This window comes from Cyanobium usitatum str. Tous (assembly GCF_003011885.1).
GTDB lineage: Bacteria > Cyanobacteriota > Cyanobacteriia > PCC-6307 > Cyanobiaceae > Cyanobium_A > Cyanobium_A usitatum.
This window is the reverse complement of record NZ_PXXO01000003.1, coordinates 94,887-119,488: the sequence shown is the minus strand read 5'-3', so window position 1 is coordinate 119,488 and position 24,602 is coordinate 94,887. Positions and strand designations below refer to the sequence as shown.

Below are 24,602 nucleotides of genomic sequence, written 5' to 3'. Positions count from 1 at the left end.
TCCCATGACCGGCCAAACTCCCTTACGCATACTCGATGTGCCCGATCCAAATGGCGCCCCGCCATTCGATCAGTGGGCGATTCTCAGCCAGCGCCACGCCCTAGTGCTGGCCAAAGAAGCTCCTGCGGCCTTGAATCCTTGGTCAAGCCGCAGATCAGACACCCTGCTAATGCCCTGGTCAATGGCCTTGCGCTGTGCACAGCGCCTTGCTTCAGACGGAGAAGCGGTTGTGCTGGTACGTGGTAATGCCGAAAGTTGGCAGTGGCTGATGCTGGCAACCGAATGGCCAAGCGGTGTAGCACTGTCTGATTAAAGAGCATCCTGGATGTATAGCTATTGATTGACTAGATTCCATTTCCTCTTCATACCTTCGACCTTGGCATTGACACATGACCTCCAAGCCTGACGCACGCTACATACAGCTACTTGGCCAAGATAAGCAGCCCGGCGCCCTTCTGGTTTCCTATGGATTGAAATGCAGTGCAAATATTTTGCAGCGCTGGAGGCAGCGGCCAAAGGATGCTCCGAAAGGAATTGTCAGTGCAGAGATTGTTGATCTTTTTAGCCGCTGCATTCCCGCTATTCCTTCCGCCTTGAGCAAGGGAAATCTGTTTCAAGTCGTTGGCACTCCTGAACTGCTTCAAGGAATCAATGCCGGCACACATACTCTGATGCAGACTTCAACAGGAACGCTTGGCACGGTTGTCAGCAGTTCATCTGGCCAGATTGCGGGGCAACTTCGCTTCGCGCCCTCAGCGACAATGGCGCCCGTGCTTGGACCCACCCTTGCTTGGTCGTTGCTAAATGCCGTAGCAGGCACCGTTCAACTTCAGCGTATCAATGTCAAGCTTGGCGTTCTTATTCGACAAATTGAAACCCTTGGGTTTCGGCAAGAAGCTGAGGTCATGGGAAGACTTGCGATGTCAATCAACGTGCTTGACGAGCTGTTGCATGAGTATGGGCACACTGGCAACCTTAACAAGCTAGCCACAAGTCGCCTTGCAGAAGCAGAAAAGGAGGTTGGCTCGATTTATGAACGCAACAAGATACTAATTGAAGATTTTTCGTGCAGAGTCGATGCCACGCTTGACTCCCATGGAAAGACTGGTGCCGAGCAAGCAGCTGCGATGCTTAATGAAAATGCTCATATGGCTGTTCAAGACATGCAGATTTTCACTGCTCTTATTGCAGCAAGAAATCGTGTCACTCAGCTCCAGATCTACCATGACCTCATAGAGCAGCCTTCTTTCGCGGATAAGCGACTGGACATCGCAAGCACGAGGATTGACGACCACAAGAAAATTATTGAGCGATGTAACACCGTTGAAAGCCTTCAATCTCACGCCAGGCAGTGCATTAATCAAATGAATTGGTTTCAAAGAAAGCTTTTTGATAGATCAACGGTGAGAAAGGTTGAGGAGGCCGCTTCATATGCTTATCCTCGCCAGTCTTCTATGCCAGTGATTGACGTCACGCCTAGCTTCTGCTTTTGGCAAGATGAACAAGGGACGATTCAGGCCAGGCTTGCGATGCAAGATTGAACATCCTTAGAGCTTGGCGCGGATCTTCAAGATGGCAGCAGCCAACAGTTCGATTCCGCATCAACTTGTGCTGCTGCTCGCAGAGAACTCAGACGTCATATGCCCTTGCTTTTACAACAACTGGCCGGCCTGTCATTGAGCGGTTCATGGGCAAGACAAAGGCCCGGCGATGCCGGGCCTGATGCGATAGCCAACAGGACTCAGAGCACCGAGACGGTGCCGAGGCGCTTGGCGGACAGCTTGCGGGCCAGCTGATGGGCCAGCTCAGCCGGGATGAAGCGAGGCTTCTTCACGGGGCGCCCGCGGCGGCCATAGAAGACCGTGAGACGCTCGGCGCCGGCGACCTTGAGGCCATCGGGATAGATGTGTAGCACAAGCTGACGGATCGGACAGGCCAGAGGAGCAGAGGAGGCCATGGAAAGGAAGCGAGGAACAACCCGCCCCATCGCCACGGACGACACGGCATGGCAAGGGCCGCGCAGCGGCTCGCGTCAGCCCTTGCCATGGCGGTGCGAGCAGGGCATAGCCCTGTGCTCCGGGGCAGTGCTGGTGATTCCTCGCCGCCCCCATGGCCGGATGGCTGCCGGGTCTGGTTGAGACAGCAGCAGCAACACAGGATGTAGAACATGTCGATGACGGCTCCTGAGAAAGCCCACAGCCAGCGCTATACCGATGCCCTGGGCTGGGCGGCTGAGCTGCATCGCGGTCAGCGGCGCAAGGGCAAGCCGGTTCCCTACATCGCCCACCTGATTGCTGTGAGTGCTCTGGTGTGGGAGGACGGCGGCAGCGAAAACCAGGCGATCGCTGCTCTGTTGCATGACGCCATCGAGGATGCGGGCCAGAGCCAGGCCTCGATTGCCGCACGCTTTGGCGAGGAGGTGGCCGCGATCGTGGTGGACTGCACCGACACCGCTGGCCCCGTGGAGCCCGGCGCCGAGAAGGAACCTTGGCTGCTGCGCAAGACCCGCTACATCGCCTCGCTGGAGGAGAAGCCGCAGACCTCCCTGCTGGTGACGGCAGCCGACAAGGCCCACAACGCCCGCGACCTAGTGCTCGATGCGCGCAGCAACCCTGGTGGCTGGGAGCGTTTCACGGCTGGGCTGGAAGGCAGTGCCTGGTACCTGCTACGGGTTCAGCAGGCCCTGAGCCATCGCTTGCCGGACAGTCGCTCCACCGCCCTGCTGGCAGAAGCGGTGCAGGAACTGCTGAGAAGCGAGCCCTACCGGCGCCTGGTGCCCCATGGCATCGCTCCAGCAGTGTGGGCCGCCAGTTACCTGAAGCGACCAGAGGCCCATCCCCAGCCTTGAAACTTCCGCTGGCCGCTACCTACTCAGCGGCCAGGCTGGATCAGTTGTCTGGATCGCGGCGCCGGGCACCCGCGATGCCGCCGCCACTCAGCAATGCCAGGCTGGTGCCAACGGCTGCCTCAAAGGTCTGCTGCAGGTTCTCGGCGTAGCTACTGCAGACCGGACCAAGCCGCCGCTGCAGGCCAAGCCAGAAGCAACCGCCAAGGCCAGCGGCATAGAACGCGAACTGGGCAATGAATATCCCAGCCACGGCCCGCAACAGGAAGCGCTCGCGATCAAACCCATCACTACTAGCCATGGCACAGCTCCTCTGACTCAGGGATGGCAGGTGAGCAGCCAGCCCGTGCCAGGGCCATCAACCTGCCAGCGCGGCAGCCAGTTCTTCCAGCTGTAGTGCTGGGCTGCACCGTTGGTGTTGGCGGTGTAGCCGCCATGGACCAGATCGGCCTCACCATTGGGGTCGTTGTGGATGGCGGCTGTCTCGGTGAAACCGATCACCACGCTCCAATGACCGCCGCCACTGGGGGCTGAGGCGGGGCCGTGATGCAGCCAGCCCACCGCCACCGGCCGACCCAGCTTGATCTGCTCCTCCAGTGTTGTGCGATGGCCGTTTGTGGCGAAGTGGGCGGTCAGCCCCAGGGACCGCAACGCCGCCAACTGCGCTTCTGCCGAGGTGGTGTCGCCATAGCGAGCACGGATGACGTTGTAGGCGTCGTCGCCACTGACCTTGCCCCAGTAGCGGGCGAGCATGGCGCAGCTGCTGGAGAAGCACTCCCGGTAGCCAGTGCCTGAGGCGTTGTCGTTCTGGTTCTCCCAGGCCACCGGCAGCGGATTGGCATGGGCCGGAGCCGGCGGCGCCGAGGAGAAGGTCTGCCGCCATGGGGCGGCCTCCGTGAGGACCTGTGGATCGGCCGCCATGACCGCCTGGCGCAACTGCTCGATGCCGTCCAGTTGCTGAGGCTGAGCCTTCCAGTGGTCCCAGAACTGACGCCAGCGCTCAGCGCTGAACGGCGCCTGGGCAGCAGCAGGGGTGGCCGATCCGGCGGAGGTGGTCATGGCAGAAGAGCAGTCTTCTGCTGTTGCCGCAGCAGCATCCATCCACTGATCCAGGCCTGCCTGCGTGTCACCTGTCGGGCTGCTTGAGACCGCCGCGCCCGTGATCCCTGCGGTTCAGATTGCTTAGCCTGGGGGCCATGACCAATCCCCAGCTCACCGAGAACCTGCTCGCCGTGATCCGCAGCCTGCCGGCTGACGATCGCCGCTGGCTGCTCAGGCAGCTGGAGCAGGACAACAGTGACCTGAGTCACGGTGCCCTGGCTGAGCTGGCGATGGCCGGGGGAGCCTTTGACGACCTGGCCGCTGAACCTGAGATCTACAGCTTCTCCGACGGAGAAGCGATCGTTGCCGGCTGATGCTCAGCCGCTACGACATCGTGCTTGTCGCCTTCCCTTTCACGGATGGGCCGGCGGCCAAGCCTCGCCCGGCTTTGGTGATCACCACCAGTGATCGCCATGGGGATGTGCTTCTGGCCTTCATCAGCTCCAACATCAGCGGCCCAACAGCCAGCGATGAGCTCGACATCCCAGCCGAACATCCAGGCTTCTCAGGCACCGGCCTGAAGGTGAGCTCAAGGCTGCGGCTCAGCCGCATGACAACGCTGGCCATGCCACTGGTGAAACGGCGTATCGGACGGCTGCCGCTGGCCTTGCAGACGAACTGCCAGCAGGTGCTGCAGCGGGTGATCGGCGGCCAAGGCTGAACGCTCTCCTGTGGGGCAGTTGGTCGCGCCTCGGCAATAGCCCCTGACATCACTGGGGCCTGGCCCCACCTGTGCCATGGGCCTCACCCTGATCGAGGCAGCCAAATACGAGCACCGGCTTGAGCACCTCGCTGTGCTCAAGACCTTCTCGGAGGGCGAACTGCTCGCCCGGCTGCCGTTCATGAACATCGCCGGCAGCGGCCTCTTCTATTCCGCCGAGCAGGAACTGCCCTCAGTGGGCTTCCGCGCCGTGAACGAGGGCTACACCCAGAGCTACGGCGTGGTGGACCAGCGCGCAGAAGCGGTGCACCTCTTTGGCGGTGACGTGGATGTGGACCGCTCGATCGTGGACCTGATGGGCCCGGAGGCCCGCGCCAGCCAGATCGAGATGAAGGTGCGCTCGATGCGGTTGACGCTGGAGGCGACCGTGATCAACGGCGACACCGCCAGCAATCCCCGCGCCTTTGACGGCTTGAGCAAGCGGCTGCCACCCGGCAACCCGATGGCGATCAACAACGCCTCCGGCGCTATCCCCGGCGCACCGCTGAACTTCGATCGGCTCGATGAGCTGATCGATTCGGTGAATGCCTACGGCGGCAGCAAGGTGCTGGTGATGAGCAAGGCGATGCGCCGCCAGCTCAATGCCCTCGCCCGCGCCTCCATCGGCGGCGGCGTTTACCAGACCAGCACCAACTCCTACGGGATGACGGTGCATCGCTATCAGGACTGCGACATCCTCACCGTCGACCGCGATGCCCAGGGCGTCGAGGTGATGGGCTACGACGAAGCGGGCGGCACCAGCTCGATCTACTGCTGCACCTTTGGCGATCAGGGCGTGACCGGCCTGCAGGGCCCGTTCCAGGGCCGCTACGGCATCTCGGTGCGGGACCTGGGCGAGGTGCCCGATGCCCCGGTGTTCCGCACCCGCGTGGATTGGTACGTGGGCTTTGCCGTGCTGCAGCCCCGCGCCGCCGGCCGTCTGTTCAACATCACCCCCGCTGCCTGAGCCATGGCCCTCACAAACGGCAACCCCTTGATCGATGCGGAGACCACCCTGGTGGGGTGGACGAACCGCAGCGCCATCCGCAACAGCGAGCACACCTTCCTCTCCGGTGAGGAGGTGCTGCTCAACACCAAGCTCGATGCGGCCTCCCGCTTCTCGCTGGTGGCCTCCCATCCCGGCGCGCCTGCCGCGGTGGAGGTGGAGCTGCTGCTGGCACCGGTGCTGCGCGATGGCACCACCGGCAGCTGGATCAGTGCTGTCCGCGTTGCCCTACCGGCAGAAGGCGGCCGGGTGGAGGCGTTCCTTTCCGGCCATGACATCCAGATCGCACCGGCGGATCTCCCCAACCTCGACCTGCCGGCGGTGTGTTTCGCCAAGGCGCTCGTGACCCCGACCACCCCGGCGGGCATGCACGCGGGCCTGACGGCCACCATCGCGGCTTGAGCCCATGGCCCGCAAACGCTCCACCAGCCCTGCAGAGGAACCGGCAGCCGAGGCGCTGCCGGCGCAGCCCACCGCGATCGAAGTGGCACCAGCCACGGCGACCCGCCACGACCTGGTGGATCCCACCGTTCCGGTCGGCCTGGTGCGCATCAGCGACGGCAGCCAGGAGCGCTTCATCTGGCCGGTGCATCTGAGCGGCTGGCAGCAGCAGGGTTGGACCTTGATCGCTGCCGCCACCGGCGTTCAGATCACGCCGCAGCCGACAGCGCCTGCAGCAGTGATCGAGGCACCGCTGGCCGCAGCAACGCCAGAGGCGAGCACAGTCGAACCAACCCCAGACGTCGCCGAGTCCGGGCCAGTGGCCACCTGGGAGCTGGAGACCAGCGCCACAGGCGAGGCGTTGCTGCTCGACGACCCGCTGCTGTAAGAGACGGGCAGCGGCCGCTTCACAGTTGAGGGGAGTCCTGCTGGAGCAGTCGCTGCACGGCTGCATCCAGCGGCGGCAGATCGCTCTCGACGGTTCGCCAGACCCGGCTGAGATTGACTTTGAGGTAGTCGTGAATCAGCACGTCTCGCATCCCTGCGATCTGCCGCCAGGGGATGGATGGATTGGCAGCCCTCAGGTCTTCACTGAGGTTCTTGGTGGCCTCGCCGATGACTTCCAGATTGCGAATCACACCGTCCTGAATCAGGCGCGTGGCAAAAAATGCGACCTCCCCGGGCTCTGTGTACTCAGCGATGCGCTCAAGGCAATCGCGAATGCTTTCCAGGTAGAGGCGGTCCTTGTTCACAGACCCACGGCCTGCTGCAGGACTTCAGAGCGAATCAGCGGATGGAGCGAATCGGGCTCGGCCACATCAACCGGACAACCAAGCAGTTGCTCTAGCTCCTGACCCATACCCACCAACGCCAGCAATGACTGACTTGGCGGCAAATCGACCAGTAGATCGAGGTCGCTGTCCTCATGCTCCTGATTGAGGGCCACAGAGCCGAACACCCGCAGGTTGGAGGCCCCATAGCGCTGGGCAACCTCCAATACGGCAGGCCGGAGCGTCTCAAGCCGCTCGCGGATGCTGGGTGTGCCCGTGCTGGCGATGGTCATCGGTCCATTCTGCTCGGGAATCGGCAATAGCAATCGGTCCCTGGCGAACCCCTCTGGCCGGCGCAACACCCCAGACAATGGCCCCGCGCTTGGCTGCCAGCAGTCCCACTGCAAGCAGCGGGGCGGCCGCTAGCCCGCAGCTGATTCGCCTGCTGCCGCCGCTGGGCTGCCCTGGCGAGAGCGCGTGGGTGCCTCCCGTGGAGGTGACCCGCTGGGAGCAGCAGGGCTACCGACGCGCTCCCATCCCCGCCGCACCGCTGGAGCTGGCCTGGCTGCCGGATGCACCTGTGCCCCTGGACCCAGCTGGCAGCACCGCGGTGTTGCTGCTACTCCAGGCCCGGCCACCGCTGCCAACGGCGCTGACCCTTGATTGGGGTGACGGCAGCGTTGAGACCTGGCCCTGGCCCAGCGGCGACAATGCGCCGCGGCTGCGCCATGCCTATGCCTATGCCCAGGACTGGCAGGTTTCGGCAGAACTGAGCGGCAGCGGCATCAGCGCCGAGCTGGCGGTGCATCTGCTGGGCTGCCCGATCTGGCCGCCACCGCAACCCCTACCGCCGGGGGCGATTCAACCGCTGATCCCCGGCAGCGGCCTGCTGGGCCAACCCTTTGATGGCCGGCGCCGCGAGCAATGGCAACTGCAGCGGTGGAGTGGCGGCACCAGCAGCGGCGGCGTACCCGCCAGCGATGGCTCCAGCAGCCGCTTCCTGAGGGCCGATGGCCTCTGGGCCACCCCACCGGGCAGTGGCGGCACCCGCTGGTGGAGCGGCGAGGGGCCACCCGGTGTGCTGCCTGATGCCCAGGCGGGCGACTTCTATCTCGACACCCGCAGCGGTGATCTTTACGCGTTCTCGGCTTGAAGCGAGTCGGACATGAAGGAGGAAATGATGCCCCTAAGAGGAACTTGCAAGTGCCGGTCTCAGGCGAGCGTTATTACGCGCCCATTGACGACAACTTCCGGTGTGGTGAGCAGCTTGGCCTCGATGTTGCTGATGGATTGACGGGTCTCGATGGCAGTTGAGCTCGCCACTGAGCGAATGATCCGCTGCTGCAGGGGCCGACGGCGCGCCAGAGCGCGCAACCTCAGAAGCTCTGGATCTGCCGTTTCCATCGCTGGCCTCCGTAAGCCCATTCTCCCTCTGACTGAGGTGAAAGGGCAGACCAGCTGCTGAATTGAGGCGGCAATAGCAGCCGACCCCTTCGAGCGGCCAGCTGGACCGCAGGCATACGGCCATGCCCTGGACACGCAGCACAAACCTCAAGGGCCCCTCGATACTGCGGGTGGCGCGGCTACCGGCGGCGCTGAGCACTACCTCCAACACCAGCTGGCTCAGCCTGTTCAGCACACCGCTGGCGGCGCAACAGGTGCTCTCCTTCTCGGCGGAGCTCTACTTCTCCAGCGGCGCCAACAACACCGGCCTGGTGACCACCCTCTCCGGCCCCGCCACACCGCAGGCGGTGATCCACAACTTGGTAACCGGTGAATCGCTCACCAGCTTTCGCAACCTCACCGCCAGCAGCTACGACACGCCCCTGATCGGCACCACCTCCGCCGGAAGTTCGGTGCTCAGGGCCCAGGTGAGCGGCACGGTGGAGAACGGCGCCAATGCTGGCACCCTCAGCCTGCGTTTCCGCTCAGAAGTGGCCGGCACAGCGGTGACGGTGCTGCGCGGCTCCTGGTGGCAGGTGCTGCAGCACTGAGCCGGGCTCAGACGCGCGCAACAACGGCAATAGGGGGTGTGCTCTCGCCGGCCACAGGGCCGTTGCTCTTCCATGGCCTGGATTCCCTCCGGTTCGCTCAAGGGCCCGCAAGGGGATCCCGGCCCGCAGGGACCTCAGGGGGTACAGGGCCAACCCGGTGCCGATGGCGCCCAGGGCGCTCAAGGCCCACAGGGACCAGCGGGGATGCAGGGCGTTGCTGGGCCAGAAGGACCGCAGGGCCAGCAGGGCATCCAGGGTGCTCCGGGCCTGGGCATCACCTTCAAGGGGCATGTGGCCACCGTGGCGGATCTGCCGGCTGATGCCGCCCAGGGCGATGCCTACATCGTGCAGGCGGATGACTCCTTCCGCGTCTGGGACGCAACCAGCAGCAGCTGGGTGGATGGGGGTTCGATCCAGGGCCCCCAAGGCATCGCCGGCCCGCAGGGACCCCAAGGCCTGCAAGGAGAGCCAGGCCCCCAGGGCCTGCAGGGGGTGGAGGGTCCTGCCGGGCCCCAGGGCAACCGCGGCACCGGCTGGTTCACCGGCAGTGGCGCACCCACATCCGTGCCTGGATCTGTGCCGGGTGATCTGTATCTGGATCAGACCAGCGGCGATGTGTACGTGTTGAGCTGAGGCCCGGCGCTGCGTGCTGATCACGCCCGCCGGGCCTGGATGGCCTCAGGCCAGCATCAGCCGCCGCTGCGCCTCGAGCTGGGAGCGCCGCAGCAGCTCCTGCTCGGCCAGCAGCCGCTCATCGAGCTCATCGATGCGGGCCAGGCACTGCTGGATCGCCGGGATCACCTCTTCCTCCAGCAGGGTGATCTCCTCTTCTCCATAGGGCTGCTCGATCCAGGTGCGCCGCAGCGAAAGCCCGCGCCGGCGCAGCAGGATCTCCTGCACGGAGCGGAGCGTGGATTCCAGCAGCAGGAACGGATCTTCTTCTGGTTTGCAGAACGCACCTTCCGGTGCGATAGGCCGGCAGAACGGCGATTCCGCGGAAGCCGGGTTGCCTGCAGCAGAGCGTGTGGCCATGACGATCGGCGCCGAGAGCGGCGCAGCGACGGGACCGATCCCAGCGGAGGCCCGACGACAGGAAGGCCTCAGACTGGAGAGGCCCCGAGCAAGCTCTCCTCCTGGCCCCAGGCAATAGCAGTCCAGGGCAGAGTGATGGGCTGCCTCATCAGGATGCGCAGTGAAGTCGTGGCCGCCCCTTGCCCTAGCTGCGGACCATCAAGAGGGCCGAGCCATGCCTAAATAATTGATCCAAGCCAAATCGATGGCGCGTCAGGGGCCTTCCGAGACCTGCAGGAACAAGGCTACCAAGGCTGTATTGATGTAGTAGTTACTCCGACCTGATTTGTGCTTCTCTAGGAAACCTTTCTCCACCAATTGCTCCAAGTACTCGGCAGCTGTCTGCCGGGTCACGCGCAGGTCATCTCGGACAAATTGAATCCTGGTGTAGGGGTGACGGAAGAGATTGTTCAGCAGATCCTGGGAGTAAAGCTTCGGGAGATGGGTGCGCATGCGCTGCTTCACATCTGCCATCTGCTTCCGGATTCCCTCCACCAGCGCAAGGGTCGTTCTAGAGGTCTTCTCGACGGCCTCAAGCATATAGAGCACCCAGGGCTCCCACTCGCCTTCTTCTCGAACGGATTGGAGCAGCCGGTAGTATTCAGCTTTGTGCTGGTTGATATGGCGGCTCAGGTAGAGGATTGGGATGTCCAGCAATCCTGTTCTTGTCAGGTAGAGAACGTTCAGGATGCGCCCGATTCGTCCGTTTCCGTCGGCAAAGGGATGGATGCTCTCAAACTGATGATGGATGAGTGCCATCTTGATCAGTGGATCGAGACGGCAGAGCTCATCATCATTGATGAACGCCTCCAGTGATGACATTGCGGCGATGATCTCGTTGCGATCCTGTGGAGGCCTGTAGACCACTTCCCCCGTCCGATCGTTCTTCAAGGCGGTGCCTGGCGTTGAGCGAAAACCATCGCTGCGTGCCTTCAGGAACCGGTACATGTCGATGAGCGTGGCGTTACGGATCAACCCGCCCGTATCCAGCAGCTGCGTCAGCCCCAGCTTGAGGGCATCCCGGTAGCGGGCAACCTCCTTGGCCGCACCCGATTCCAGACCGTCCGGGAACAGGTCCATCTGGAATAACTCATCTTGGGTGGTGACGATGTTCTCGATTTCGGAACTGGCCTTTGCCTCCTGCAGGGCGAGGGTGTCTATCAGGATCCCTTGGTTGGGGATCGTGGCCGCCCGTCCCTTGAGCTCCGCCAAAGCACGGTTGGCGGCGGCCAGAGAACGCATGACCGCCACTGTTTCCAGCTCTACGGGAGGAGGCAGCGGTTGCAGGAAGCCGTGGGAAGCTGACACGTCGGCTGACACCAGTTAAGAAAACGCCATTTTGCTGACGTGTTTTGACGATAGGTGGCACCAGCCCCCCACCCTGCCAACAAGACTGCCGGCACAGGCCGCTTCCCGGCACGTCGGGGTCGCCAGTGGCCAGGGGGGCAGATCCCCATTGCGGCGGCCTCGCGTCAGCACCCGAGGCCGCCCAGACCATGAAGAGGGTTGCGCGGTGCCGATCCACTAGGGGGTAGGCCTGCACGATTTGCGCTCTTGGAGGCTTGCCCTCACCGAAGGAGCACCTCGTGCAGCAGCTGTTTGCAGGAGGGCAAAGCCCCGAGCAAGCCAGCTTCAGGGGCAGTTCAGGGCAGTCGATGCCTCAGTTGCTGCAGGCGTTCTGCGGCCTGTGTGGCTTCCTGCAAGAGCTGACCCCAGTCATCCGGCGGATGACCGCTGGCCAGCATCGACTGGAACACCCGGTAGGCATCGCTCTTGCTGCCGTAGGCGCGCTTGGTGTCGGTGTCATTGACCCAGCCCAACACGATCAGCCGTGAGCGGGTGTGAAACCGGAAGAACAAGCGGTATTGCTGAAAGAACTTGGCGCGTCGCCAGTGGCGATGCGCAGCGCCAAGGGTTGATCCCTGCTGATACTCCTTGCGGCTGGGGTCCTGGGGGATGTCTTGGAGCATCAGGCGGGTGATGGCCGCCAGGCGCTTGCTGGCGTTTTTGCTGCCATAGCCCTGTGGATCCTTGGCGCGCAACGCGTCCACCTCAGCGATCAACGCGTCCAGCTGATCCAGAAACAAGGGGTGCGCATAAAGCGTCCACCCGTTGATCACGCCTCGTCTGGCAGCACTTCCTCCAGATCAACCTCGATGCCGCCCACCAGATCCTGCAGCCGCTCAACCAGCTCGGCATCGATGGCCTGCAGCCGCTCGGGATGGTTGGCGATGTCTTGCTCGAGCAGCGCCAGAAAGGGAGCCAGTGCCGGGTCGTCGTTGTCTGAATCTGCGCTGACGCGTTGCAGCACCACCTCACCGTTGGCGCGGAAGGCGTAGCGGATGCGGTCGCGCTTGCGCAAACCAAGAGCCCGCCGCACCGGTTGCGGCACGGTGGTCTGATAGCGATCCGTGAGCGCCGATTCCACCTCGTCCTTGGGGGTGCCCAGGGAGGCGCCAGCAACATCAGGAGTGGAAAGAGGAGCCATCAGGCCGCCCGCTGAACCTGACACCAAAGTAATGCAGGTGCATTGCCTTGGCGAGGTTGGCGGATCTGCGCACACGCCTCGGCGCCTTCCGATGGCCGCTCCTGTGCCTTTGGTTGCGCGGTGTTGTCACCCTTTTCACTGGGGCAGCGGCTCAGCCAGATCATGCTGGTGGCCTGCATTTTCAGCTCACGCCATGCTCCGCATTCACGGCGACAGAAGCAGCCTTTTGGCAGCCCTGGCGGCCCACTGGGCCGAACAGCAACTGCAAATCCCTCCGTCGCTGCGGCCTGTGGTGCGGCCGATCCACCGCCAGCCAAGGGGCGTGCGCTGAAGGAACAGGCCGGAGCTTCAGGGCCCTCAGCCCCCACCCACCAGCTGCAGGCGCAGGGCTGCGATGGCCTTCTTCTGGGCTCGTTGCACGGCCATGGCACTGATGCCCAACTTGAGCCCAGCGGCGCGCAGCGTTAGGCCCTCCAGCAAGGTGAGCCGCAACGCGGTGGCCTGGGCAGCGGGCAGCTGCTCGACCAGCTGCTCTACGGCCAGCTCCTCGGCATCACTGCCTGAGGCCAGCTCGGCTGCGGGCGCCTCCAACTGATCGAGCAGGGAGTGCTCGCCATCAACCTGGGCATCGAGGCTGGTGTGCCCCAGCGGGCACTGGCCCTGCTCATGCAGGCGATGGGGAATGCGCACCAGCCGAACCCGATCGCGCAGGTGATGCTGTAAGGCCCCAGTGATGCAGCGGCGCAGGTAGGGAGCTGGAGGCTCGCCGGCCCTGCAGCGGGGGGCGGAGCGAACCAGGGCCTCACGGGCCACCTGGACCAGATCCTCCCGCTCGACCAGCGGGAACAGGCGCCGAGCAGTGGCTGTGGCGATGGCATCGGCCAGGGGGAGGTGCTCCAGCACCAGGGCATTGCGGGCCTTGAGGGCACAACGGCTGAGGGCCTGCGCCTGCTGCCGGCGGCAGGGAGAAAGCGGGGAAGCCATCTGGGAGACGGCGGAGAACCCCGCCCCCACCGGCCGGCCGCAGCGCTGTGACAAGGGCGCCCCCCAGGGGGTGCATGGCCCGATCCTTGACGCGGCGTGAGGACTGGCCGAGGGATGCGGCGGGTGTGCGCCGGCCCGGTGGCGATCCACGTCCTCGGCTGCCAGAGCAGTCGGCCGCCCCAGTTGCGTCTCTGCCCAGGTCCGCGATGGCCTTGCTGGACCCTGCTGAAATCCGTTGTAAGGGGGCCGCAGTCCCCAGCCCTCAGAAGGGCAGCAGGGCCTCCAGCTCGGGATCCAGGACTGGCTCGGGCTGCTCCGCCTGACGCTCGGTGAGCAGATCATCGAGGAGGTCGGCGAGCCGGATCAGCCCGCGGCACCAGCACTCTTCACTGAGCCAGAGCAGCAAGCCATCGCTGCTGGACGAGAAGTGCAGCCGGCGGGCGGCATGCAGGTGAGCAGGGGTGTGAACAGGAAGGCAAAGCGTGGCCATGGCGGAACCAGCGCAGGACCTCACCTTCAAGCGGGGCGGGGTCAAGGACCCGCGCCATTCGACTGATGTGCCGCGTCATGCGGCACCAACGTCAACCAGCCGCGGGCATGGCTCCGATCCTTGACGCCGCCCCGCACCATGAAGAGGCCTGCGCGGCAATGTCAGGGGGATAACTCCCCGCCGCTCTCGGGGCAAACCAGATCGGCAGCTTTGCGAGCATCACTGAGCACCTGCAACAGCACCCGGGGCGACTCACGCAGAAGCTCGATCCAATGGCCCAGATAGGCGGCGTGATTGGCCATCGCACTGCCGATCTCGAGGCGATCGCCGAGCAGCACGGCGCCCAGCTCGGCCACCAGCTCCTCACGGGCATAGGCCCGGCCGCCATCGCCTCCTTCGCCCATGCCACCAGAGAGATCACGGGCCAGCCGGGAACTGTGGCCGGTGGAATGAATCACCTCATGGGCCCAGGTGGCGTAGAGGGCTCCTGCCGAGTGGAAGGCGGTGCGATCAGGGAGCTGGATGCGATCGGGCACCGGCAGGTAGCAGGCTCGATCGCCCGCGAAGCAGACCGGCACTGCCCAGCTACTGAGCACGGCATCGGCTGCCACAAGCCGCTCCGGTTCGGGCCGCAGCACAGCCCCCTCGGCCTGGCGGCGCTTCTGGATCAGCGCCTCCAGAGCCTCGCCTTCCAGATCGGCGGCATTGAACAGTGCCACCGGCCGATAGCTGACCCAGCTGGGGCCAGGCTGAACCGACTGCTGGCCATCGGCGCCAGCTAATACCTGGCCACCCTGAGCAACTGAGCCCGGCTCCGCCAGACGGCTTTCGACTCCCTGATACACCTGGGGCCGCAGCACATGCACCGCTTTGCTGCCCTTACGGGGAAAGATCCCCAGGGCCTTGGCCTCCGAGAAGCCACACCAGTAAGGCAGGGCTGATCCCCGCAGGTGCATGCCCAGAGTGAGCAGCGCCGGATTGGCGCCGCGGTAGCGGCGGCCGGAGAGCAGATTCACATGGTGGCCCCCCGAGGCGGCATCCCACTCCCGCCGCCAGGGGGTGGTGCCGGCCTCCAGCAGGGCGACCAGGGAGGCCACCAGCTTCTCCTCAGGGGAGACCTTGGCAGCAGCAGCTCTCTTGGCTGACCGAGAGGAACGGGATGGTGAAGCAACAGCCACGGATGGACAAGCGCAGGACCGCAAGCGCCAGCGCGGCCAGCGGCAAGGGCCGGCCACAGCGCTCCGTCAACCCAGTGCCACCGGCGTCTCATCACCAGTGGTGGGCCGGCTTGCGAAGCCCTTGCGCGGCCGCGCACGCTGAGGATTCCTGCGCGACGACTTTTGGGGTCTTCAGGGGGAATCTGATCCCCCGGCAGGCCGGTGCTCGTCGTGTTTCTGGGCCATAGGCTGCTGGGCACAGCAGACGAGTGCTCCCGGCGCCATGGAGCTGAAGTTCCGGGTCATCCAGTCGAACGACCGCGGACTGATCACGCAGCAGGGCGATCGCACGTATGCCCGACGCGGACCTGCGAAAGGAGAGGAGGCCCTTGAACTACCGACCCTTTTCATCTGGGTCAGCGACAAAGACCGCTATCTCGCCCGCTGCTGGACCCAGTGGACAGGCGAACGGCTTGGGGATGACTTCATTTACGTCGTCAGCCGTTTTCGGGATGTGATCGATCTCCAGGGCGATACCCGGTATCACCAGTGGTGCTCCAAGCAGCTCCGCTCAGAACTCTGGACACTTGAGCGAGCAGCCCTGGACCTGGACGGGGTGAGATGTCCGCCACCAGAGACTGTCCATGAAGAAGATAGACACAAATCAGCGATTTATCTGCAGAGAAGAAAACAGCGTCTGCGCGAGCAAACGCCGGAGCTGAGCGATGAAGAAGAGAAGCTGATCCAGCAGGTTTACGACCAAAGGGACAGGCTCAATCAAGCGGCGGGATTCATTCAGTACCACGTGGATCACATCATTCCTCTCGCAAAGGGTGGCCAGCATCACCCTGGCAACCTTCAGGTGATCAGCGCCAACGAGAATGTCCGCAAAGGGGCCAAGGCGCGGTCCCCGATAGAGTAGGCAGGTGGCAGACAGGCATGGCCAAAAATTCGTGACTCAGGCTCATTAGAGACTTTCCATTAAGATCTGGATCTGGCCTTGCTTGTCAGAGTATCTACTCTGGTCGTCAAGGATCATCTGCCAGCTTGGATAGGGGTATTTCTGGAGCTTTCGCCAAGACTTCTTGACCCAAACGCATTCATTCGGGATGTCCGTCTTGATGACTTCCCAGAAGGCGAGAACCATCCACCCCCACGACGCCGATTTCCAGGGAACCAGAGCCTGTTCCGCCTCCCAGAACTCAGGCGGGTGATGGAGCAGCTTGCCATCGATCTCCCTGGCCGGGATCTTCAGGTGCAGGAGCTCATGGCGCAGAACATGTTCAATTACTGGCTGAGGCACATCAGGGCGGTTGAACAGCGAGTGGAAGAAGACATCCCCACCCGGCTTCCCATGCTCCCAGCGAATGCAAGCCAAGGTCTCCATCGTCTGCAGACTGAAAGAGACAGGACCAACAGAATCGAGCCCCATCTCCTGCTGGAGCTTGACCAGTAGGGCCAGAACGTCAAATGACAGGAAGCTGATCTCGGGGTAGCCAATGGGCTTCTTGCGTGACAAAGCCATCACCAAGACCGTTGAGATGACCTGTCACGTATGCGCTTCATGGGGAAGTATTGCCAAGGTCACAGTTCAGTGAGACGGTGGATCACCAGAGTCACCGAAGACGCGTTCGTATTCCTCCGGCGAAAGCTCGCGTTCGAGCTCTTTTTTTAGCCTCTCATAGAGCGACTGATCTTGAAGGGCGACAGAACGCGCCATGGCCTTTGCCGCTTCCGCATGCTGCTCCGATACATGCAGCTTGATCTTTCTTGTCAACTGCTTCAGGGAGCCGTGCCTGCCCAGTAGCGCACTGGAGAAACCAACCCCTGCGATGATCTTGCCCACGGTGAATGGATTGATTCCCCACATCGAGGCTATCCGTTGAGAAATCTGGAAAACGAATCTGATTCCTTCGAACGGGCTGTAAACAGCTCAAACAGCGAGCGGATCAACTCCCGGTACATTGACTTTGTCTCCTCGTCTGCCGACTCACTCTTTGAAAGCTCGGTCAGGTTCTGGACAAGGGTCGTGAAGTTCTGACTGTTGATCTTCATGTCGGCGCAACGCGCCTCCAGTGCTGCCTTGAAGGCGCTCTCTTTGGCGCGCAAGGCATAGACCTCCTTGAAAGAAGACAGAATCGCCGGAAGGTTTTCGACAAGCCCCTTGGCAAGAATCACGCTCGTATCAAGAGATGCCGCAGGGGCTACTGGCAGGTCTTCAGGTGTGTTGGGCATGGCTAAGGAAGAACAGGATGCGCGAAATGATTACTTCTTGTCGATGACAAGGTCAACGAGCTTTTTCACTCCCCAGGCTGAACCCACCGCTATTGCAGGAACAACCAGGACAGTGCCAGCAAGCATCCCGCCTCCAATCAGGCCCCCCAGGGCAGCCAGACCAGATGTGATACCGGCAGCGCTGAGGCCAAACACGCTTCCGGTACCAGCGATCGCGGCAATCGGAACACCTGCCGCCGCAAGATTGCTGGCACATTCCTTGAGCATGGCCTTAAAGGCATCTGAATCGGATGGCGTTGACCTGAGCTGCCACAGGTGGAACTGAACATCCTTGATGGCCATCACTTGATCTTTCGTGATGCCAAGCTCGCTGCCTATTACTTCAACATATTCGAGTTCCTCTACGGATATATATCCGTTGCTCAATGCAAGCAGGAAAAGATCGGCGATCAAGGTGAAACGTAAATCGCTGTCATCGAGGGCATGGAGCGACGCGAGGACCTCTGACCTGTGCTCCTCCTTGAAGTGAAAGACGGCGGCATAGACCTTGGCTTTACCTTCGTCGGAGATTTCAAAGGCCTTCAACTGCTCATCAAGATGCTTTCTCTCTTGCTCGTCGAACTTGCTGTCAACGTTGCTGAGTTCCGCAATGATTGAGAGGTAGGCAACACGCTCGACCTCTGGATAGGCAAGCAGCGGATGGGTCACTTGGTCAGTCATGGGAGGCTTGGTTCAGATCTTGAGGGAGAGGACTGGTCTTGTAGGCATTGCGTATGGCCTTCATGGCCTGCTCTTGGGTGACGGGGCGTCCGTGGACAAAACCAAGAGCTCCGAGCAAGCCTGTTCTTGCTCTGCCGACTTCCTGGATGGAGTCAACAAGGTTGTATTCACTGGTTCTAATGCCAAATTCACCAAGGAACCACAGCAGCCCATACATCTCCTCATCGGAAAGACTGGCTGCCCAGCGGGTGTATTTGCCAAGGTTTAGGCGTCTTCGATCAATAACAAGTGGATCTGGGTTTTCCATGCTGATTTCGTGCTGTTCGTTTGCGTGGATTGAGATGGAGGATCAATAGACCTGTGGGTTATCCAGCTTCAGTGCCGCTGCGTTCTCGAGCACGATGCGGGCGGTCTGGTCGTCGATGCCGTTGGGGGCTTTGACGTGGACCTCAACAGACAGGTTCACCTCGGCGCCGGGGAGAGCCTGCAGGTGACTCATCACCTCCTCGAGGAATTGGCCCATCTGCAGGCCCGCCCGCACAGGTTCGAGCTTCAGGGAGCCGGTGAAGGTCGTGCGCTGAGGCGGCGCCTGCGGGGGAGGTGGATTGACGCCAGTCCCTGGCTTGCCAGTGCCTTCGGCGGTGTTGGTGTTGGTGTTGGTCGCGCTTGTGCCCGTTCCGGTAGCAATGCCAGTCCCAAGACCAGGGCCAGAGCCATCGCCACCACCGGTTCCTGTGCCAGCGGGAAGATCAACGGTCTTCGCCCGCTGCTCCACCTCGATCTGCGCCAGGGCCACCTCGTCTTTGACGATCAGCATCCGCATGGTGGCGGCGCTCTGGAACTGCCCCTGGGGCTTGAGGCCGATAAAGCGTCCGCTGACCTCATCACAGGCTTCCGCCAGATAGAAGGTGCTTTCGCCCTGCAGGGAGGCCTGGGCATTGGTGAGGCCGTTGAAGATCACGTCGTCACTGCTCAGCCGGGGCAGGTAGAGGTACTTGCGGCACCAATCCACTAACTCCTGCACGCTGACTGAGTCACGGTTGGCCCAGAGGAAGTTGTCGAGGTTGCGGCGGATGCGGCTGGCACCGATCTCCACATAGAGCGCCTCCTCGTCCTTGCATTTCTTCGAGACGCGATCGGCGAGGCGCGGTTCACCGCCAGTAAGGCGGAACTCATCCCAGGACGGACCCTGGTTGCCGGGCTGGGCCTGGTGAGGGAGCAGTAGATGGCACCAGGTCTCCGGGATGCGGACATCAATCGCGTCGGTGGCGTCCTTGATGCGCTTGGCGGCCAGGTTCACCTGGCTGAGGGTGAGATCAAGCTCCTCCCGGTTGTCGCTGATCCGCTGCCAGGCCTTCTGCGAGGCGTAAGCGTCCGCAAGATCTTCAAGGGCCCGCTCGTCGGCCGCAAGGAACACCAGGGTGTTGGCGTATTGGCGCGGACTGGTGCCACGTGCGGAGAGCACCTCCTTCGCCCAAGTGAGGGCTGCACTGTCTTCACCCTTCTTGTGGGGATATTGGGAGGGCACCACCACCAGACGGGTGGCTGGTTCATCGGGGACGGCCGCACTGTTGGGAGGAGTGAGGTGCAGCCCGGCAAAAGCACCGCGACTTTTGCCTTCGCGGTCGAGCTTCTGGTTCAGCTCCACCAGCAAGGTGTCTCGGTCGTTGAGATAGCTCTGCTTGTGTTCGTCGGCAGTGCGGTTGAGGTTGGGCTTGGTGTCGAGCCAGTAGCGGTCACCGTCCTGGTTGAGAAAACGGGCTTGATCACTCAGCCGCCGTAGGGCATCGCCAAACACCGCTGGAGCTTCTCCCGGCATGGCGCAGGCGAGTTTGATGCGCTGATCGCCGATACCGGGCTTGGCGGCTCCTGAACCCGGAGCGGTGCCCATGTAGATGCTGCGAGAAACGCGCTTGCAGGCGCTGAGCCGTCCCAGGTTGCTGTTGGCGGCGTCGATGCGAACAGGGATCGAGCCCTCACCGTCGACGTCCTGGGAAATGATTGGGTCCCACTCATTGGGCAGGTAGCGCAGCAGCTCGTTCTTGACCTCGAGGTCATCGAGCGGCATGGAGGAGGGCATGATCATTACGTCTTTGCTGCCGCCGTTCCAGAGCTCCTCGATGGTCTTGGCGAGCAGGCGCAGCACGCCGCGGGTGCGCTGAAAGTTGGGGAGGGTGCTCCAGTCGTCGTAAAGGCGTTGGAACAACTCCGGGTGGATGGGATAGGAGGCCGTCAACTTGTCGCCGTAGTCGGCCTCGCGTGTCTCGGCGGGGAACTCGTTCTTGTTGAGCGAATACATCTCCTTGAAGGAGCGGACGACGGCGTCGCGATGGGCCCCGGCCTCATCACTTGGGATCGGCTCAAACAGGCGGCGACGCACAATCTCAAAGCCTTCGTTTGGACTGGCAGGGCGCCACTCCGTTGCAATGCGCTGCAGCACATTGCGCAAGCCCTCCAGCGCTTTCTCACCATTCGAGCCCCCTATTTCGTTGGTGCTCTGTGGCACGGAGATCAACAGCAGGGCATTGGGCACCTGCTTGGCGGCTTCAGTGAGCGCCTGCGCGAAGGAGACCTGAGAGTCGTAGGTGCCGGCAGGCAGGTCGTCTTTGCCGACAAGATTGCGGGCGTAGGCCACCCACTCGTCGATCAGCACCAGGCAGGGAGCGCACTGCCGGAAGAGTTCAGCGATATCCCGGGCACCGGGGGAGATGCGTTCGCGGTCGCTGTTGGCCACGATGGCGTAACCCGCTGGGCCACCCAGCTGGTAAGCCAGCTCACCCCAGAGGGTGTTCACCACAGTGCCGTCGGCCTTGGTGGTGGGTTCCGCTGCACTGAAGGCCGTTCCCACCAGAACGGCAGTGTTGGCTTTGGGGACGCTCTTGATGCCCACCTCGGCGCACACCTCTTCGAGGCCGGTGAGGAGGTTGAGCGGGGTGCCTGAGCAGAGGTGATACAGGGCCAGCATCGAGTGGGTCTTGCCGCCGCCGAAGTTGGTCTGCAGCTCGATCACCGGGTCGGCGGCCTGGCCGTTGAGCCGAAGCAAGGCGATGCGCAGCAGATCCTTGAGGCCACCGGTGATGTAAGTGCGGCGGAAGAACTCGGCAGGGTCGGTGTATTCCGAGCTGCCCTTGCCCTGGCGCACCTGGTCGAGGTCGGCAGCGAACTCAGCCTGTTGATAGCGGCCGTGGATGACGTCTTGGTGCGGGGTAATCACATCCCGCCAGGGCACGAGCCCTGCCTTGACTTGGTTTTCGGTGGTGGTCTTGTAGCGGACTTTGTTGCGTGCCCGCTCGGTGTACACCTGCTGCTGCAGCTCGGAGCGCAGGTCTCGGATGGCTTCCGCCTGGGGCACGGCGTTGATGCTGCGGCAGAGCCGAACGGCGGTGTCGAGATAGCGATCGGCGTCGTCGGAGGTGATGGGCTCGGAATGGGCCCACTTATTCCGGGCCACCTTGAGCTCACTCACGTAGGCCCGATCCTCCTGGCTGAGCAGCTGCTTAAACACAGCTCCCCAATGCTCCATGAACAGGCCAAGCAGAACGCTGACATCCTTCAGATTGACGCTCGGATCGAGCCGTTCCTGCCAGCCCGGACCGAGCTTGTCGTAGAGCTCACGGCTGATGTAGGGGAGCAGCCCATCGCGGACTTCGTTCAGCGCCTTGCCGACGCGCTCACTGTTGGTGATGGCCATGGAACTGGGTGGGGGTTACAGCAGGGAGGGCTGAATGGGACTGGCAGCCAGGGCTGAAAGTTTTTCGAGCTCGGGCCAGGCGATGACAAGGCCGTTGTAGGCACGGGCTTCTTCTGCCTGCTTGTTCTTCTCGCAGTGGTTGTAGAGGCGATAGGCCAGGGCTCGGCAATTGGTTGGCAAATCACCGTGGCCCGAAATGTCTTTAAGTTGTGCCAACAGTGCTGCCGCAGCCTTTTCGCCGGTTTCCAGGCGCTTGATGAGCTGCTGGGTGGCTTCCCAGACGCAGAGGCGCTTGTCACTGGTGGGATCCCAATCCTCAGGCAGCTCTGAGCGCTGAAGCAACTTCACCTTGCCGGCAATGGAGCGCAGGATCCCTGCACGAGCCACACCATCTACGGAGAGATTGCGAGCCTTTGCTAGTCCTTCGGCATCGCCAAATTCTCGCTCGGCATACCCGAAGCTCTCGAAGAAGGTGAGAGCAAAGCGGCTATCAGTATCCAGATCGCCTTCGTCCTGGGAGAGATACTCATCGAGGGCAGCGTTGATCTCGATCAGAGCTTCTCGTACTGACATGGGCGAGTCGTCAGGATTTAGTACCGCTTTGGCACCACTGAAGATGGCCATACCGGGACCAATCGCCGCCTGGGCCACATCAACGGGAGCGATGTTGGCGCGCTCAAGCTCTTTGATGGATTGGGGTAACTGATGCCTCAGCTGGCGCCGAAATTCATTGCGCGAAAGGGTTGGCGCCGAGTCCAACCGTCGCTGGCAGACAAGTACGACGCTGGTGGCAAGGGCATTGGATTCCATTCCCCGCATGCGGTTGGCCAGCTCCGTTCGCATAGGCCAAGTTCCACTGAGAAAAAAGCCTGCTTTGATCACAGCGGCAAGAAAAGTTTCCCAGCCTGTGCTGGCTGTTCCGGACAAAGACTTGGTTTCAGACTGCTTGAACGCGTAGTAAATTGTGACAGGAAATGCGGGATGGGATTGCTCTGCAATGCGCCGCATTGCCTGGGTCATCCCATCCAGAAAGAAAGCTTCAGCGCAATCTTTTCCGCCATGGCGATAAGGAGTAGCCACCAGCTCTTCAGCCTTGGGAACAGCTAGAGTCGCGAACAACTCAGGAAAAACCAGCCTAAGAGAGCGTCGCAGCCAGACATAGAAGAAGTCCGAAAGATCCGCGTAGCCAATATTGTCGTAATAAGGAGGATCTGATGAAATCACCCTGTTAGCGGAAAGTGTTTGATCCTGGGCCGATAGCTGTTCGGCGAATGAACTAATTGAGGAGCGAAAGTTGTCGAGAACTCGTGCAAGGTTCCTTAGCGTGACAAGCGGATCTCCCATTGCGCCCCCTAGGGGGTTTGGCTCTGCAAAATCCCAAACCATTGGAATTGCTTGCCTGGTAAACAAATGAATTGGTTGATCCATGCTCGACTTCCATGAGACGAGCGCGTTGCCACTATCTGCAATCTTGCTGATTCCGATCCCCAGGTAGGAGGAGATGGCATTCGCATGTTTCTCGGGCAGACTTATTTCCTCTCTTGATTCCACTTCGCCACTCGCTCGAATGGCTACAAGTGCGTCCGCCTTAACTTCCTCTCGTGCTTCTTGGACTAAGTCAGAGAGGGTGGCAAGCGCAACGAGCTGGCGATCGGTAAAGAGGTCACTCCATTTCGACATGCCGTAGTTGCCGACTCGAAAGCCAAGGGCCTGCTGAAAGAAATCCACATCGGGCTTCCAGCCAGGTTGAGCACTTTTGGCGACGGCCTCCTGCTCATGCGAGGGAGTTAGATAAATACGCTCTCTTGCACCCTCTGCCACAATCGCCATTAAGCGAGCGCCCATACGACCTGCTTGAGCTTCGGATTTGATGTAATTTGGATCGATCGCATTCCCTGACATCAAGCAGCGGAAGTTTCCCCGGCTAAATTTTGTACCTTCTTTGGCGGCTTTGGGATCCGCGGGCCTTCCCGACTTGACCGTAAACTGATATGCACCGTTTTCGATTATTGGCTCCACATAAGATTCCTTTCCAACCTTTGTGGAAAGCATGAAGGTTGATGCCAAAGGCACGTCGACCTGTGCAAAGGCTGGGTTCGGACTCTTCACTGTGCGGGCCCAGATCCATGCAATCACAGTGAGCTTCTTGCCCACATAGGGATTTAGATCGGGTCGCTCCTTAGCCATTTCGGCCGTTATCTCTACCTTCGGGTAGAGATGGCCGATCCGCTTCTCAGCCTCATCGCGCATCCACTGGCCGTAATAGCGCACGTCTTCCGCAAGCCCCTGAGCGCCTTTCCACTGCCGTACATCAAGGTTGCGCCGGCTCTCCGGATTTACCGGCGGCATCCCCGCAAACTTCGGGGGAATCTCGATCATCGCTTTGTTGATCAGCACCGCCACCGGGTTCAGATCACTGGCGTAGCTCTCAAGCCCCAGGCGCTGGGCTTCCAGCGGTAAAGCTCCACCACCGGCAAAGGGATCGTGGAAACCAGGTAGCTTCTCCGAATTGAACAGCTCAGCTGCTTCCGGGTGCTCGGCGTTGTCGGCGCAGCAGCGGCGCCAGCTGCGGCGGATCTCCTCCCGAGCGGGTTCCAGCACTTCTTCTCTGGTGGTGCTCTCCCACAACACCAACTCACTGATCAGGGCGAAGAGCCGCAGCCGCTCCTTCTCCTGCTCCTCCTCAGTGGGGAACTCCTCAGGCACTGCTGAGGGGTCGTCGACCATCTGGCAGAAAATCACCGCCCGTGCCGCCGCCAGTGGACGCCGAGCCCACCACAGGTGCAGGGTGCTCGGGTGCCCATGACGGATGCTCTTCTCCCGCGCTGAGGCCGCATTGATCGCCTCTAGAGGGATGGCGACCTCGATCAGTTTTTTGCGGCGTTTGACGGGATGGTCGCTGGTCATAG

At 62.0% G+C, this 24,602-nt stretch carries 33 protein-coding genes; 13 read left to right on the top strand and 20 right to left on the bottom strand.

The window, feature by feature from the left end:
• The first annotated feature begins 4 nt into the window (after positions 1 to 4).
• Positions 5 to 313 (top strand): hypothetical protein, encoded by a 309-nt coding sequence (locus tag C7K55_RS03840; protein WP_106502093.1) that lies wholly within the window; start codon positions 5 to 7, stop codon positions 311 to 313.
• Between the two features lie 76 nt (positions 314 to 389).
• Complete coding sequence (locus tag C7K55_RS03830; protein WP_127431975.1) at positions 390 to 1,541, top strand: hypothetical protein; 1,152 nt, start codon at positions 390 to 392, stop codon at positions 1,539 to 1,541.
• 200 nt (positions 1,542 to 1,741) lie between these two features.
• On the opposite strand, the gene C7K55_RS03825 is transcribed toward C7K55_RS03830, so the two are convergent.
• The gene (locus C7K55_RS03825; RefSeq protein ID WP_241518157.1) at positions 1,742 to 2,002 is read right to left on the bottom strand and encodes a hypothetical protein; all 261 of its coding nucleotides are present in this window, start codon (positions 2,000 to 2,002) and stop codon (positions 1,742 to 1,744) included.
• Positions 2,003 to 2,173: 171 nt separating this feature from the next.
• On the opposite strand from C7K55_RS03825, the gene C7K55_RS03820 reads away from it, so the two are divergent.
• The gene (locus C7K55_RS03820) at positions 2,174 to 2,848 is read left to right on the top strand and encodes an HD domain-containing protein (protein ID WP_106502089.1); all 675 of its coding nucleotides are present in this window, start codon (positions 2,174 to 2,176) and stop codon (positions 2,846 to 2,848) included.
• A 40-nt stretch (positions 2,849 to 2,888) separates the two neighbouring features.
• On the opposite strand, the gene C7K55_RS03815 is transcribed toward C7K55_RS03820, so the two are convergent.
• Both C7K55_RS03815 and C7K55_RS03810 read right to left on the bottom strand, forming a co-directional pair.
• The gene (locus tag C7K55_RS03815; RefSeq protein ID WP_106502088.1) at positions 2,889 to 3,146 is read right to left on the bottom strand and encodes a hypothetical protein; all 258 of its coding nucleotides are present in this window, start codon (positions 3,144 to 3,146) and stop codon (positions 2,889 to 2,891) included.
• 17 nt (positions 3,147 to 3,163) lie between these two features.
• Positions 3,164 to 3,904 carry a C39 family peptidase gene (locus C7K55_RS03810; RefSeq protein WP_206603464.1) on the bottom strand — a complete coding sequence of 247 codons (741 nt, stop codon included), beginning with the start codon at positions 3,902 to 3,904 and terminating at the stop codon, positions 3,164 to 3,166.
• 137 nt (positions 3,905 to 4,041) lie between these two features.
• On the opposite strand from C7K55_RS03810, the gene C7K55_RS03805 reads away from it, so the two are divergent.
• The 5 genes from C7K55_RS03805 (at position 4,042) to C7K55_RS03785 (ending at position 6,481) form a co-directional block, all read left to right on the top strand.
• A complete protein-coding gene (locus C7K55_RS03805) occupies positions 4,042 to 4,260 on the top strand; it encodes a hypothetical protein (RefSeq protein WP_106502086.1) in 219 nt (72 codons plus the stop codon).
• Positions 4,260 to 4,607, top strand: a complete 348-nt coding sequence (locus C7K55_RS03800; RefSeq protein WP_106502085.1) for a type II toxin-antitoxin system PemK/MazF family toxin — start codon at positions 4,260 to 4,262, stop codon at positions 4,605 to 4,607. The genes C7K55_RS03805 and C7K55_RS03800 overlap by 1 nt, the downstream gene beginning before the upstream one ends.
• 76 nt (positions 4,608 to 4,683) lie before the next feature.
• Positions 4,684 to 5,613: a major capsid protein gene (locus C7K55_RS03795; RefSeq protein ID WP_106502084.1), complete on the top strand. Its 930-nt coding sequence runs from the start codon at positions 4,684 to 4,686 to the stop codon at positions 5,611 to 5,613.
• Positions 5,614 to 5,616: 3 nt separating this feature from the next.
• Positions 5,617 to 6,054: a hypothetical protein gene (locus tag C7K55_RS03790; RefSeq protein WP_106502083.1), complete on the top strand. Its 438-nt coding sequence runs from the start codon at positions 5,617 to 5,619 to the stop codon at positions 6,052 to 6,054.
• Positions 6,055 to 6,058: 4 nt separating this feature from the next.
• Entirely contained in the window at positions 6,059 to 6,481 is a 423-nt protein-coding gene (locus C7K55_RS03785) for a hypothetical protein (RefSeq protein WP_106502082.1), read from the top strand.
• Between the two features lie 19 nt (positions 6,482 to 6,500).
• Here C7K55_RS03785 and C7K55_RS03780 read toward each other — a convergent pair whose 3' ends face one another.
• Together C7K55_RS03780 and C7K55_RS03775 are read right to left on the bottom strand one after the other, a co-directional pair.
• On the bottom strand, positions 6,501 to 6,845 hold the full coding sequence (locus tag C7K55_RS03780; protein ID WP_106502081.1) for a HepT-like ribonuclease domain-containing protein: 345 nt from the start codon (positions 6,843 to 6,845) through the stop codon (positions 6,501 to 6,503).
• The gene (locus C7K55_RS03775) at positions 6,842 to 7,156 is read right to left on the bottom strand and encodes a nucleotidyltransferase family protein (RefSeq protein WP_106502187.1); all 315 of its coding nucleotides are present in this window, start codon (positions 7,154 to 7,156) and stop codon (positions 6,842 to 6,844) included. Before C7K55_RS03775 ends, C7K55_RS03780 begins: the two co-directional genes overlap by 4 nt.
• 77 nt (positions 7,157 to 7,233) lie before the next feature.
• Here C7K55_RS03775 and C7K55_RS03770 point away from each other — a divergent pair, with 77 nt between their 5' ends.
• The gene (locus tag C7K55_RS03770; RefSeq protein WP_106502080.1) at positions 7,234 to 8,016 is read left to right on the top strand and encodes a hypothetical protein; all 783 of its coding nucleotides are present in this window, start codon (positions 7,234 to 7,236) and stop codon (positions 8,014 to 8,016) included.
• A 59-nt stretch (positions 8,017 to 8,075) separates the two neighbouring features.
• Here the strand turns inward: C7K55_RS03770 and C7K55_RS03765 are convergent, their stop codons facing one another.
• A complete protein-coding gene (locus C7K55_RS03765; protein ID WP_106502079.1) occupies positions 8,076 to 8,267 on the bottom strand; it encodes a hypothetical protein in 192 nt (63 codons plus the stop codon).
• A gap of 122 nt (positions 8,268 to 8,389) precedes the next feature.
• Between C7K55_RS03765 and C7K55_RS03760 the strand changes: the two genes are divergently transcribed.
• Together C7K55_RS03760 and C7K55_RS03755 are read left to right on the top strand one after the other, a co-directional pair.
• On the top strand, positions 8,390 to 8,857 hold the full coding sequence (locus C7K55_RS03760; protein WP_106502078.1) for a hypothetical protein: 468 nt from the start codon (positions 8,390 to 8,392) through the stop codon (positions 8,855 to 8,857).
• Positions 8,858 to 8,929: 72 nt separating this feature from the next.
• Positions 8,930 to 9,490 (top strand): collagen-like domain-containing protein, encoded by a 561-nt coding sequence (locus C7K55_RS03755; RefSeq protein WP_106502077.1) that lies wholly within the window; start codon positions 8,930 to 8,932, stop codon positions 9,488 to 9,490.
• Positions 9,491 to 9,535: 45 nt separating this feature from the next.
• On the opposite strand, the gene C7K55_RS03750 is transcribed toward C7K55_RS03755, so the two are convergent.
• From C7K55_RS03750 to C7K55_RS03735, 4 genes are all read right to left on the bottom strand, one after another.
• On the bottom strand, positions 9,536 to 9,889 hold the full coding sequence (locus tag C7K55_RS03750; protein ID WP_106502076.1) for a hypothetical protein: 354 nt from the start codon (positions 9,887 to 9,889) through the stop codon (positions 9,536 to 9,538).
• A gap of 252 nt (positions 9,890 to 10,141) precedes the next feature.
• On the bottom strand, positions 10,142 to 11,236 hold the full coding sequence (locus C7K55_RS03745; protein ID WP_241518156.1) for a Fic family protein: 1,095 nt from the start codon (positions 11,234 to 11,236) through the stop codon (positions 10,142 to 10,144).
• A gap of 335 nt (positions 11,237 to 11,571) precedes the next feature.
• Positions 11,572 to 12,048 carry a type II toxin-antitoxin system YhaV family toxin gene (locus C7K55_RS03740; RefSeq protein ID WP_106502074.1) on the bottom strand — a complete coding sequence of 159 codons (477 nt, stop codon included), beginning with the start codon at positions 12,046 to 12,048 and terminating at the stop codon, positions 11,572 to 11,574.
• On the bottom strand, positions 12,045 to 12,416 hold the full coding sequence (locus C7K55_RS03735; RefSeq protein WP_106502073.1) for a type II toxin-antitoxin system PrlF family antitoxin: 372 nt from the start codon (positions 12,414 to 12,416) through the stop codon (positions 12,045 to 12,047). The genes C7K55_RS03740 and C7K55_RS03735 overlap by 4 nt, the downstream gene beginning before the upstream one ends.
• A gap of 193 nt (positions 12,417 to 12,609) precedes the next feature.
• Here C7K55_RS03735 and C7K55_RS13525 point away from each other — a divergent pair, with 193 nt between their 5' ends.
• Positions 12,610 to 12,747, top strand: coding sequence for a hypothetical protein (locus tag C7K55_RS13525; RefSeq protein ID WP_161956110.1), 138 nt, complete (start codon positions 12,610 to 12,612; stop codon positions 12,745 to 12,747).
• 26 nt (positions 12,748 to 12,773) lie between these two features.
• Here the strand turns inward: C7K55_RS13525 and C7K55_RS03730 are convergent, their stop codons facing one another.
• The 3 genes from C7K55_RS03730 to C7K55_RS03720 all read right to left on the bottom strand — a co-directional run bounded on the left by C7K55_RS03730 (position 12,774) and on the right by C7K55_RS03720 (position 14,987).
• A complete protein-coding gene (locus C7K55_RS03730) occupies positions 12,774 to 13,454 on the bottom strand; it encodes a sigma-70 family RNA polymerase sigma factor (protein ID WP_241518154.1) in 681 nt (226 codons plus the stop codon).
• A 208-nt stretch (positions 13,455 to 13,662) separates the two neighbouring features.
• Positions 13,663 to 13,890, bottom strand: a complete 228-nt coding sequence (locus C7K55_RS03725; protein ID WP_106502072.1) for a hypothetical protein — start codon at positions 13,888 to 13,890, stop codon at positions 13,663 to 13,665.
• Between the two features lie 161 nt (positions 13,891 to 14,051).
• Positions 14,052 to 14,987, bottom strand: coding sequence for an ArdC family protein (locus tag C7K55_RS03720; protein WP_106502071.1), 936 nt, complete (start codon positions 14,985 to 14,987; stop codon positions 14,052 to 14,054).
• Between the two features lie 343 nt (positions 14,988 to 15,330).
• Here C7K55_RS03720 and C7K55_RS03715 point away from each other — a divergent pair, with 343 nt between their 5' ends.
• On the top strand, positions 15,331 to 15,969 hold the full coding sequence (locus C7K55_RS03715; RefSeq protein ID WP_106502070.1) for an HNH endonuclease signature motif containing protein: 639 nt from the start codon (positions 15,331 to 15,333) through the stop codon (positions 15,967 to 15,969).
• Positions 15,970 to 16,014: 45 nt separating this feature from the next.
• Here the strand turns inward: C7K55_RS03715 and C7K55_RS03710 are convergent, their stop codons facing one another.
• From C7K55_RS03710 to C7K55_RS03680, 7 genes are all read right to left on the bottom strand, one after another.
• A complete protein-coding gene (locus tag C7K55_RS03710) occupies positions 16,015 to 16,572 on the bottom strand; it encodes a SprT family zinc-dependent metalloprotease (protein ID WP_106502069.1) in 558 nt (185 codons plus the stop codon).
• 66 nt (positions 16,573 to 16,638) lie between these two features.
• A complete protein-coding gene (locus C7K55_RS03705) occupies positions 16,639 to 16,893 on the bottom strand; it encodes a hypothetical protein (RefSeq protein WP_127431974.1) in 255 nt (84 codons plus the stop codon).
• Between the two features lie 29 nt (positions 16,894 to 16,922).
• Complete coding sequence (locus C7K55_RS03700; protein ID WP_127431973.1) at positions 16,923 to 17,282, bottom strand: hypothetical protein; 360 nt, start codon at positions 17,280 to 17,282, stop codon at positions 16,923 to 16,925.
• A gap of 30 nt (positions 17,283 to 17,312) precedes the next feature.
• Positions 17,313 to 18,002, bottom strand: coding sequence for a TerB family tellurite resistance protein (locus C7K55_RS03695; RefSeq protein WP_106502066.1), 690 nt, complete (start codon positions 18,000 to 18,002; stop codon positions 17,313 to 17,315).
• Positions 17,995 to 18,309, bottom strand: coding sequence for a hypothetical protein (locus tag C7K55_RS13245; protein ID WP_127431972.1), 315 nt, complete (start codon positions 18,307 to 18,309; stop codon positions 17,995 to 17,997). Before C7K55_RS13245 ends, C7K55_RS03695 begins: the two co-directional genes overlap by 8 nt.
• Before the next feature lie 42 nt (positions 18,310 to 18,351).
• A complete protein-coding gene (locus tag C7K55_RS03685; protein WP_106502064.1) occupies positions 18,352 to 21,693 on the bottom strand; it encodes a DUF499 domain-containing protein in 3,342 nt (1,113 codons plus the stop codon).
• A gap of 15 nt (positions 21,694 to 21,708) precedes the next feature.
• Entirely contained in the window at positions 21,709 to 24,600 is a 2,892-nt protein-coding gene (locus tag C7K55_RS03680; RefSeq protein ID WP_106502063.1) for a DUF1156 domain-containing protein, read from the bottom strand.
• Positions 24,601 to 24,602: the final 2 nt, after the last annotated feature.

What these genes read in the sequence shown, in the direction of transcription:
- C7K55_RS03840 (WP_106502093.1), top strand. Translation starts at nt 5, where the DNA reads ATGACCGGCCAAACTCCCTTACGCATACTCGATGTGCCCGATCCAAAT.
- C7K55_RS03830 (WP_127431975.1), top strand. Translation starts at nt 390, where the DNA reads ATGACCTCCAAGCCTGACGCACGCTACATACAGCTACTTGGCCAAGAT.
- C7K55_RS03820 (WP_106502089.1), top strand. Translation starts at nt 2,174, where the DNA reads ATGACGGCTCCTGAGAAAGCCCACAGCCAGCGCTATACCGATGCCCTG.
- C7K55_RS03815 (WP_106502088.1), bottom strand. Translation starts at nt 3,146, where the DNA reads ATGGCTAGTAGTGATGGGTTTGATCGCGAGCGCTTCCTGTTGCGGGCC.
- C7K55_RS03810 (WP_206603464.1), bottom strand. Translation starts at nt 3,904, where the DNA reads ATGACCACCTCCGCCGGATCGGCCACCCCTGCTGCTGCCCAGGCGCCG.
- C7K55_RS03805 (WP_106502086.1), top strand. Translation starts at nt 4,042, where the DNA reads ATGACCAATCCCCAGCTCACCGAGAACCTGCTCGCCGTGATCCGCAGC.
- C7K55_RS03800 (WP_106502085.1), top strand. Translation starts at nt 4,260, where the DNA reads ATGCTCAGCCGCTACGACATCGTGCTTGTCGCCTTCCCTTTCACGGAT.
- C7K55_RS03795 (WP_106502084.1), top strand. Translation starts at nt 4,684, where the DNA reads ATGGGCCTCACCCTGATCGAGGCAGCCAAATACGAGCACCGGCTTGAG.
- C7K55_RS03790 (WP_106502083.1), top strand. Translation starts at nt 5,617, where the DNA reads ATGGCCCTCACAAACGGCAACCCCTTGATCGATGCGGAGACCACCCTG.
- C7K55_RS03785 (WP_106502082.1), top strand. Translation starts at nt 6,059, where the DNA reads ATGGCCCGCAAACGCTCCACCAGCCCTGCAGAGGAACCGGCAGCCGAG.
- C7K55_RS03775 (WP_106502187.1), bottom strand. Translation starts at nt 7,156, where the DNA reads ATGACCATCGCCAGCACGGGCACACCCAGCATCCGCGAGCGGCTTGAG.
- C7K55_RS03770 (WP_106502080.1), top strand. Translation starts at nt 7,234, where the DNA reads ATGGCCCCGCGCTTGGCTGCCAGCAGTCCCACTGCAAGCAGCGGGGCG.
- C7K55_RS03765 (WP_106502079.1), bottom strand. Translation starts at nt 8,267, where the DNA reads ATGGAAACGGCAGATCCAGAGCTTCTGAGGTTGCGCGCTCTGGCGCGC.
- C7K55_RS03760 (WP_106502078.1), top strand. Translation starts at nt 8,390, where the DNA reads ATGCCCTGGACACGCAGCACAAACCTCAAGGGCCCCTCGATACTGCGG.
- C7K55_RS03755 (WP_106502077.1), top strand. Translation starts at nt 8,930, where the DNA reads ATGGCCTGGATTCCCTCCGGTTCGCTCAAGGGCCCGCAAGGGGATCCC.
- C7K55_RS03750 (WP_106502076.1), bottom strand. Translation starts at nt 9,889, where the DNA reads ATGGCCACACGCTCTGCTGCAGGCAACCCGGCTTCCGCGGAATCGCCG.
- C7K55_RS03735 (WP_106502073.1), bottom strand. Translation starts at nt 12,416, where the DNA reads ATGGCTCCTCTTTCCACTCCTGATGTTGCTGGCGCCTCCCTGGGCACC.
- C7K55_RS13525 (WP_161956110.1), top strand. Translation starts at nt 12,610, where the DNA reads ATGCTCCGCATTCACGGCGACAGAAGCAGCCTTTTGGCAGCCCTGGCG.
- C7K55_RS03725 (WP_106502072.1), bottom strand. Translation starts at nt 13,890, where the DNA reads ATGGCCACGCTTTGCCTTCCTGTTCACACCCCTGCTCACCTGCATGCC.
- C7K55_RS03715 (WP_106502070.1), top strand. Translation starts at nt 15,331, where the DNA reads ATGGAGCTGAAGTTCCGGGTCATCCAGTCGAACGACCGCGGACTGATC.
- C7K55_RS03710 (WP_106502069.1), bottom strand. Translation starts at nt 16,572, where the DNA reads ATGGCTTTGTCACGCAAGAAGCCCATTGGCTACCCCGAGATCAGCTTC.
- C7K55_RS03700 (WP_127431973.1), bottom strand. Translation starts at nt 17,282, where the DNA reads ATGCCCAACACACCTGAAGACCTGCCAGTAGCCCCTGCGGCATCTCTT.
- C7K55_RS03695 (WP_106502066.1), bottom strand. Translation starts at nt 18,002, where the DNA reads ATGACTGACCAAGTGACCCATCCGCTGCTTGCCTATCCAGAGGTCGAG.
- C7K55_RS13245 (WP_127431972.1), bottom strand. Translation starts at nt 18,309, where the DNA reads ATGGAAAACCCAGATCCACTTGTTATTGATCGAAGACGCCTAAACCTT.
- C7K55_RS03685 (WP_106502064.1), bottom strand. Translation starts at nt 21,693, where the DNA reads ATGGCCATCACCAACAGTGAGCGCGTCGGCAAGGCGCTGAACGAAGTC.
- C7K55_RS03680 (WP_106502063.1), bottom strand. Translation starts at nt 24,600, where the DNA reads ATGACCAGCGACCATCCCGTCAAACGCCGCAAAAAACTGATCGAGGTC.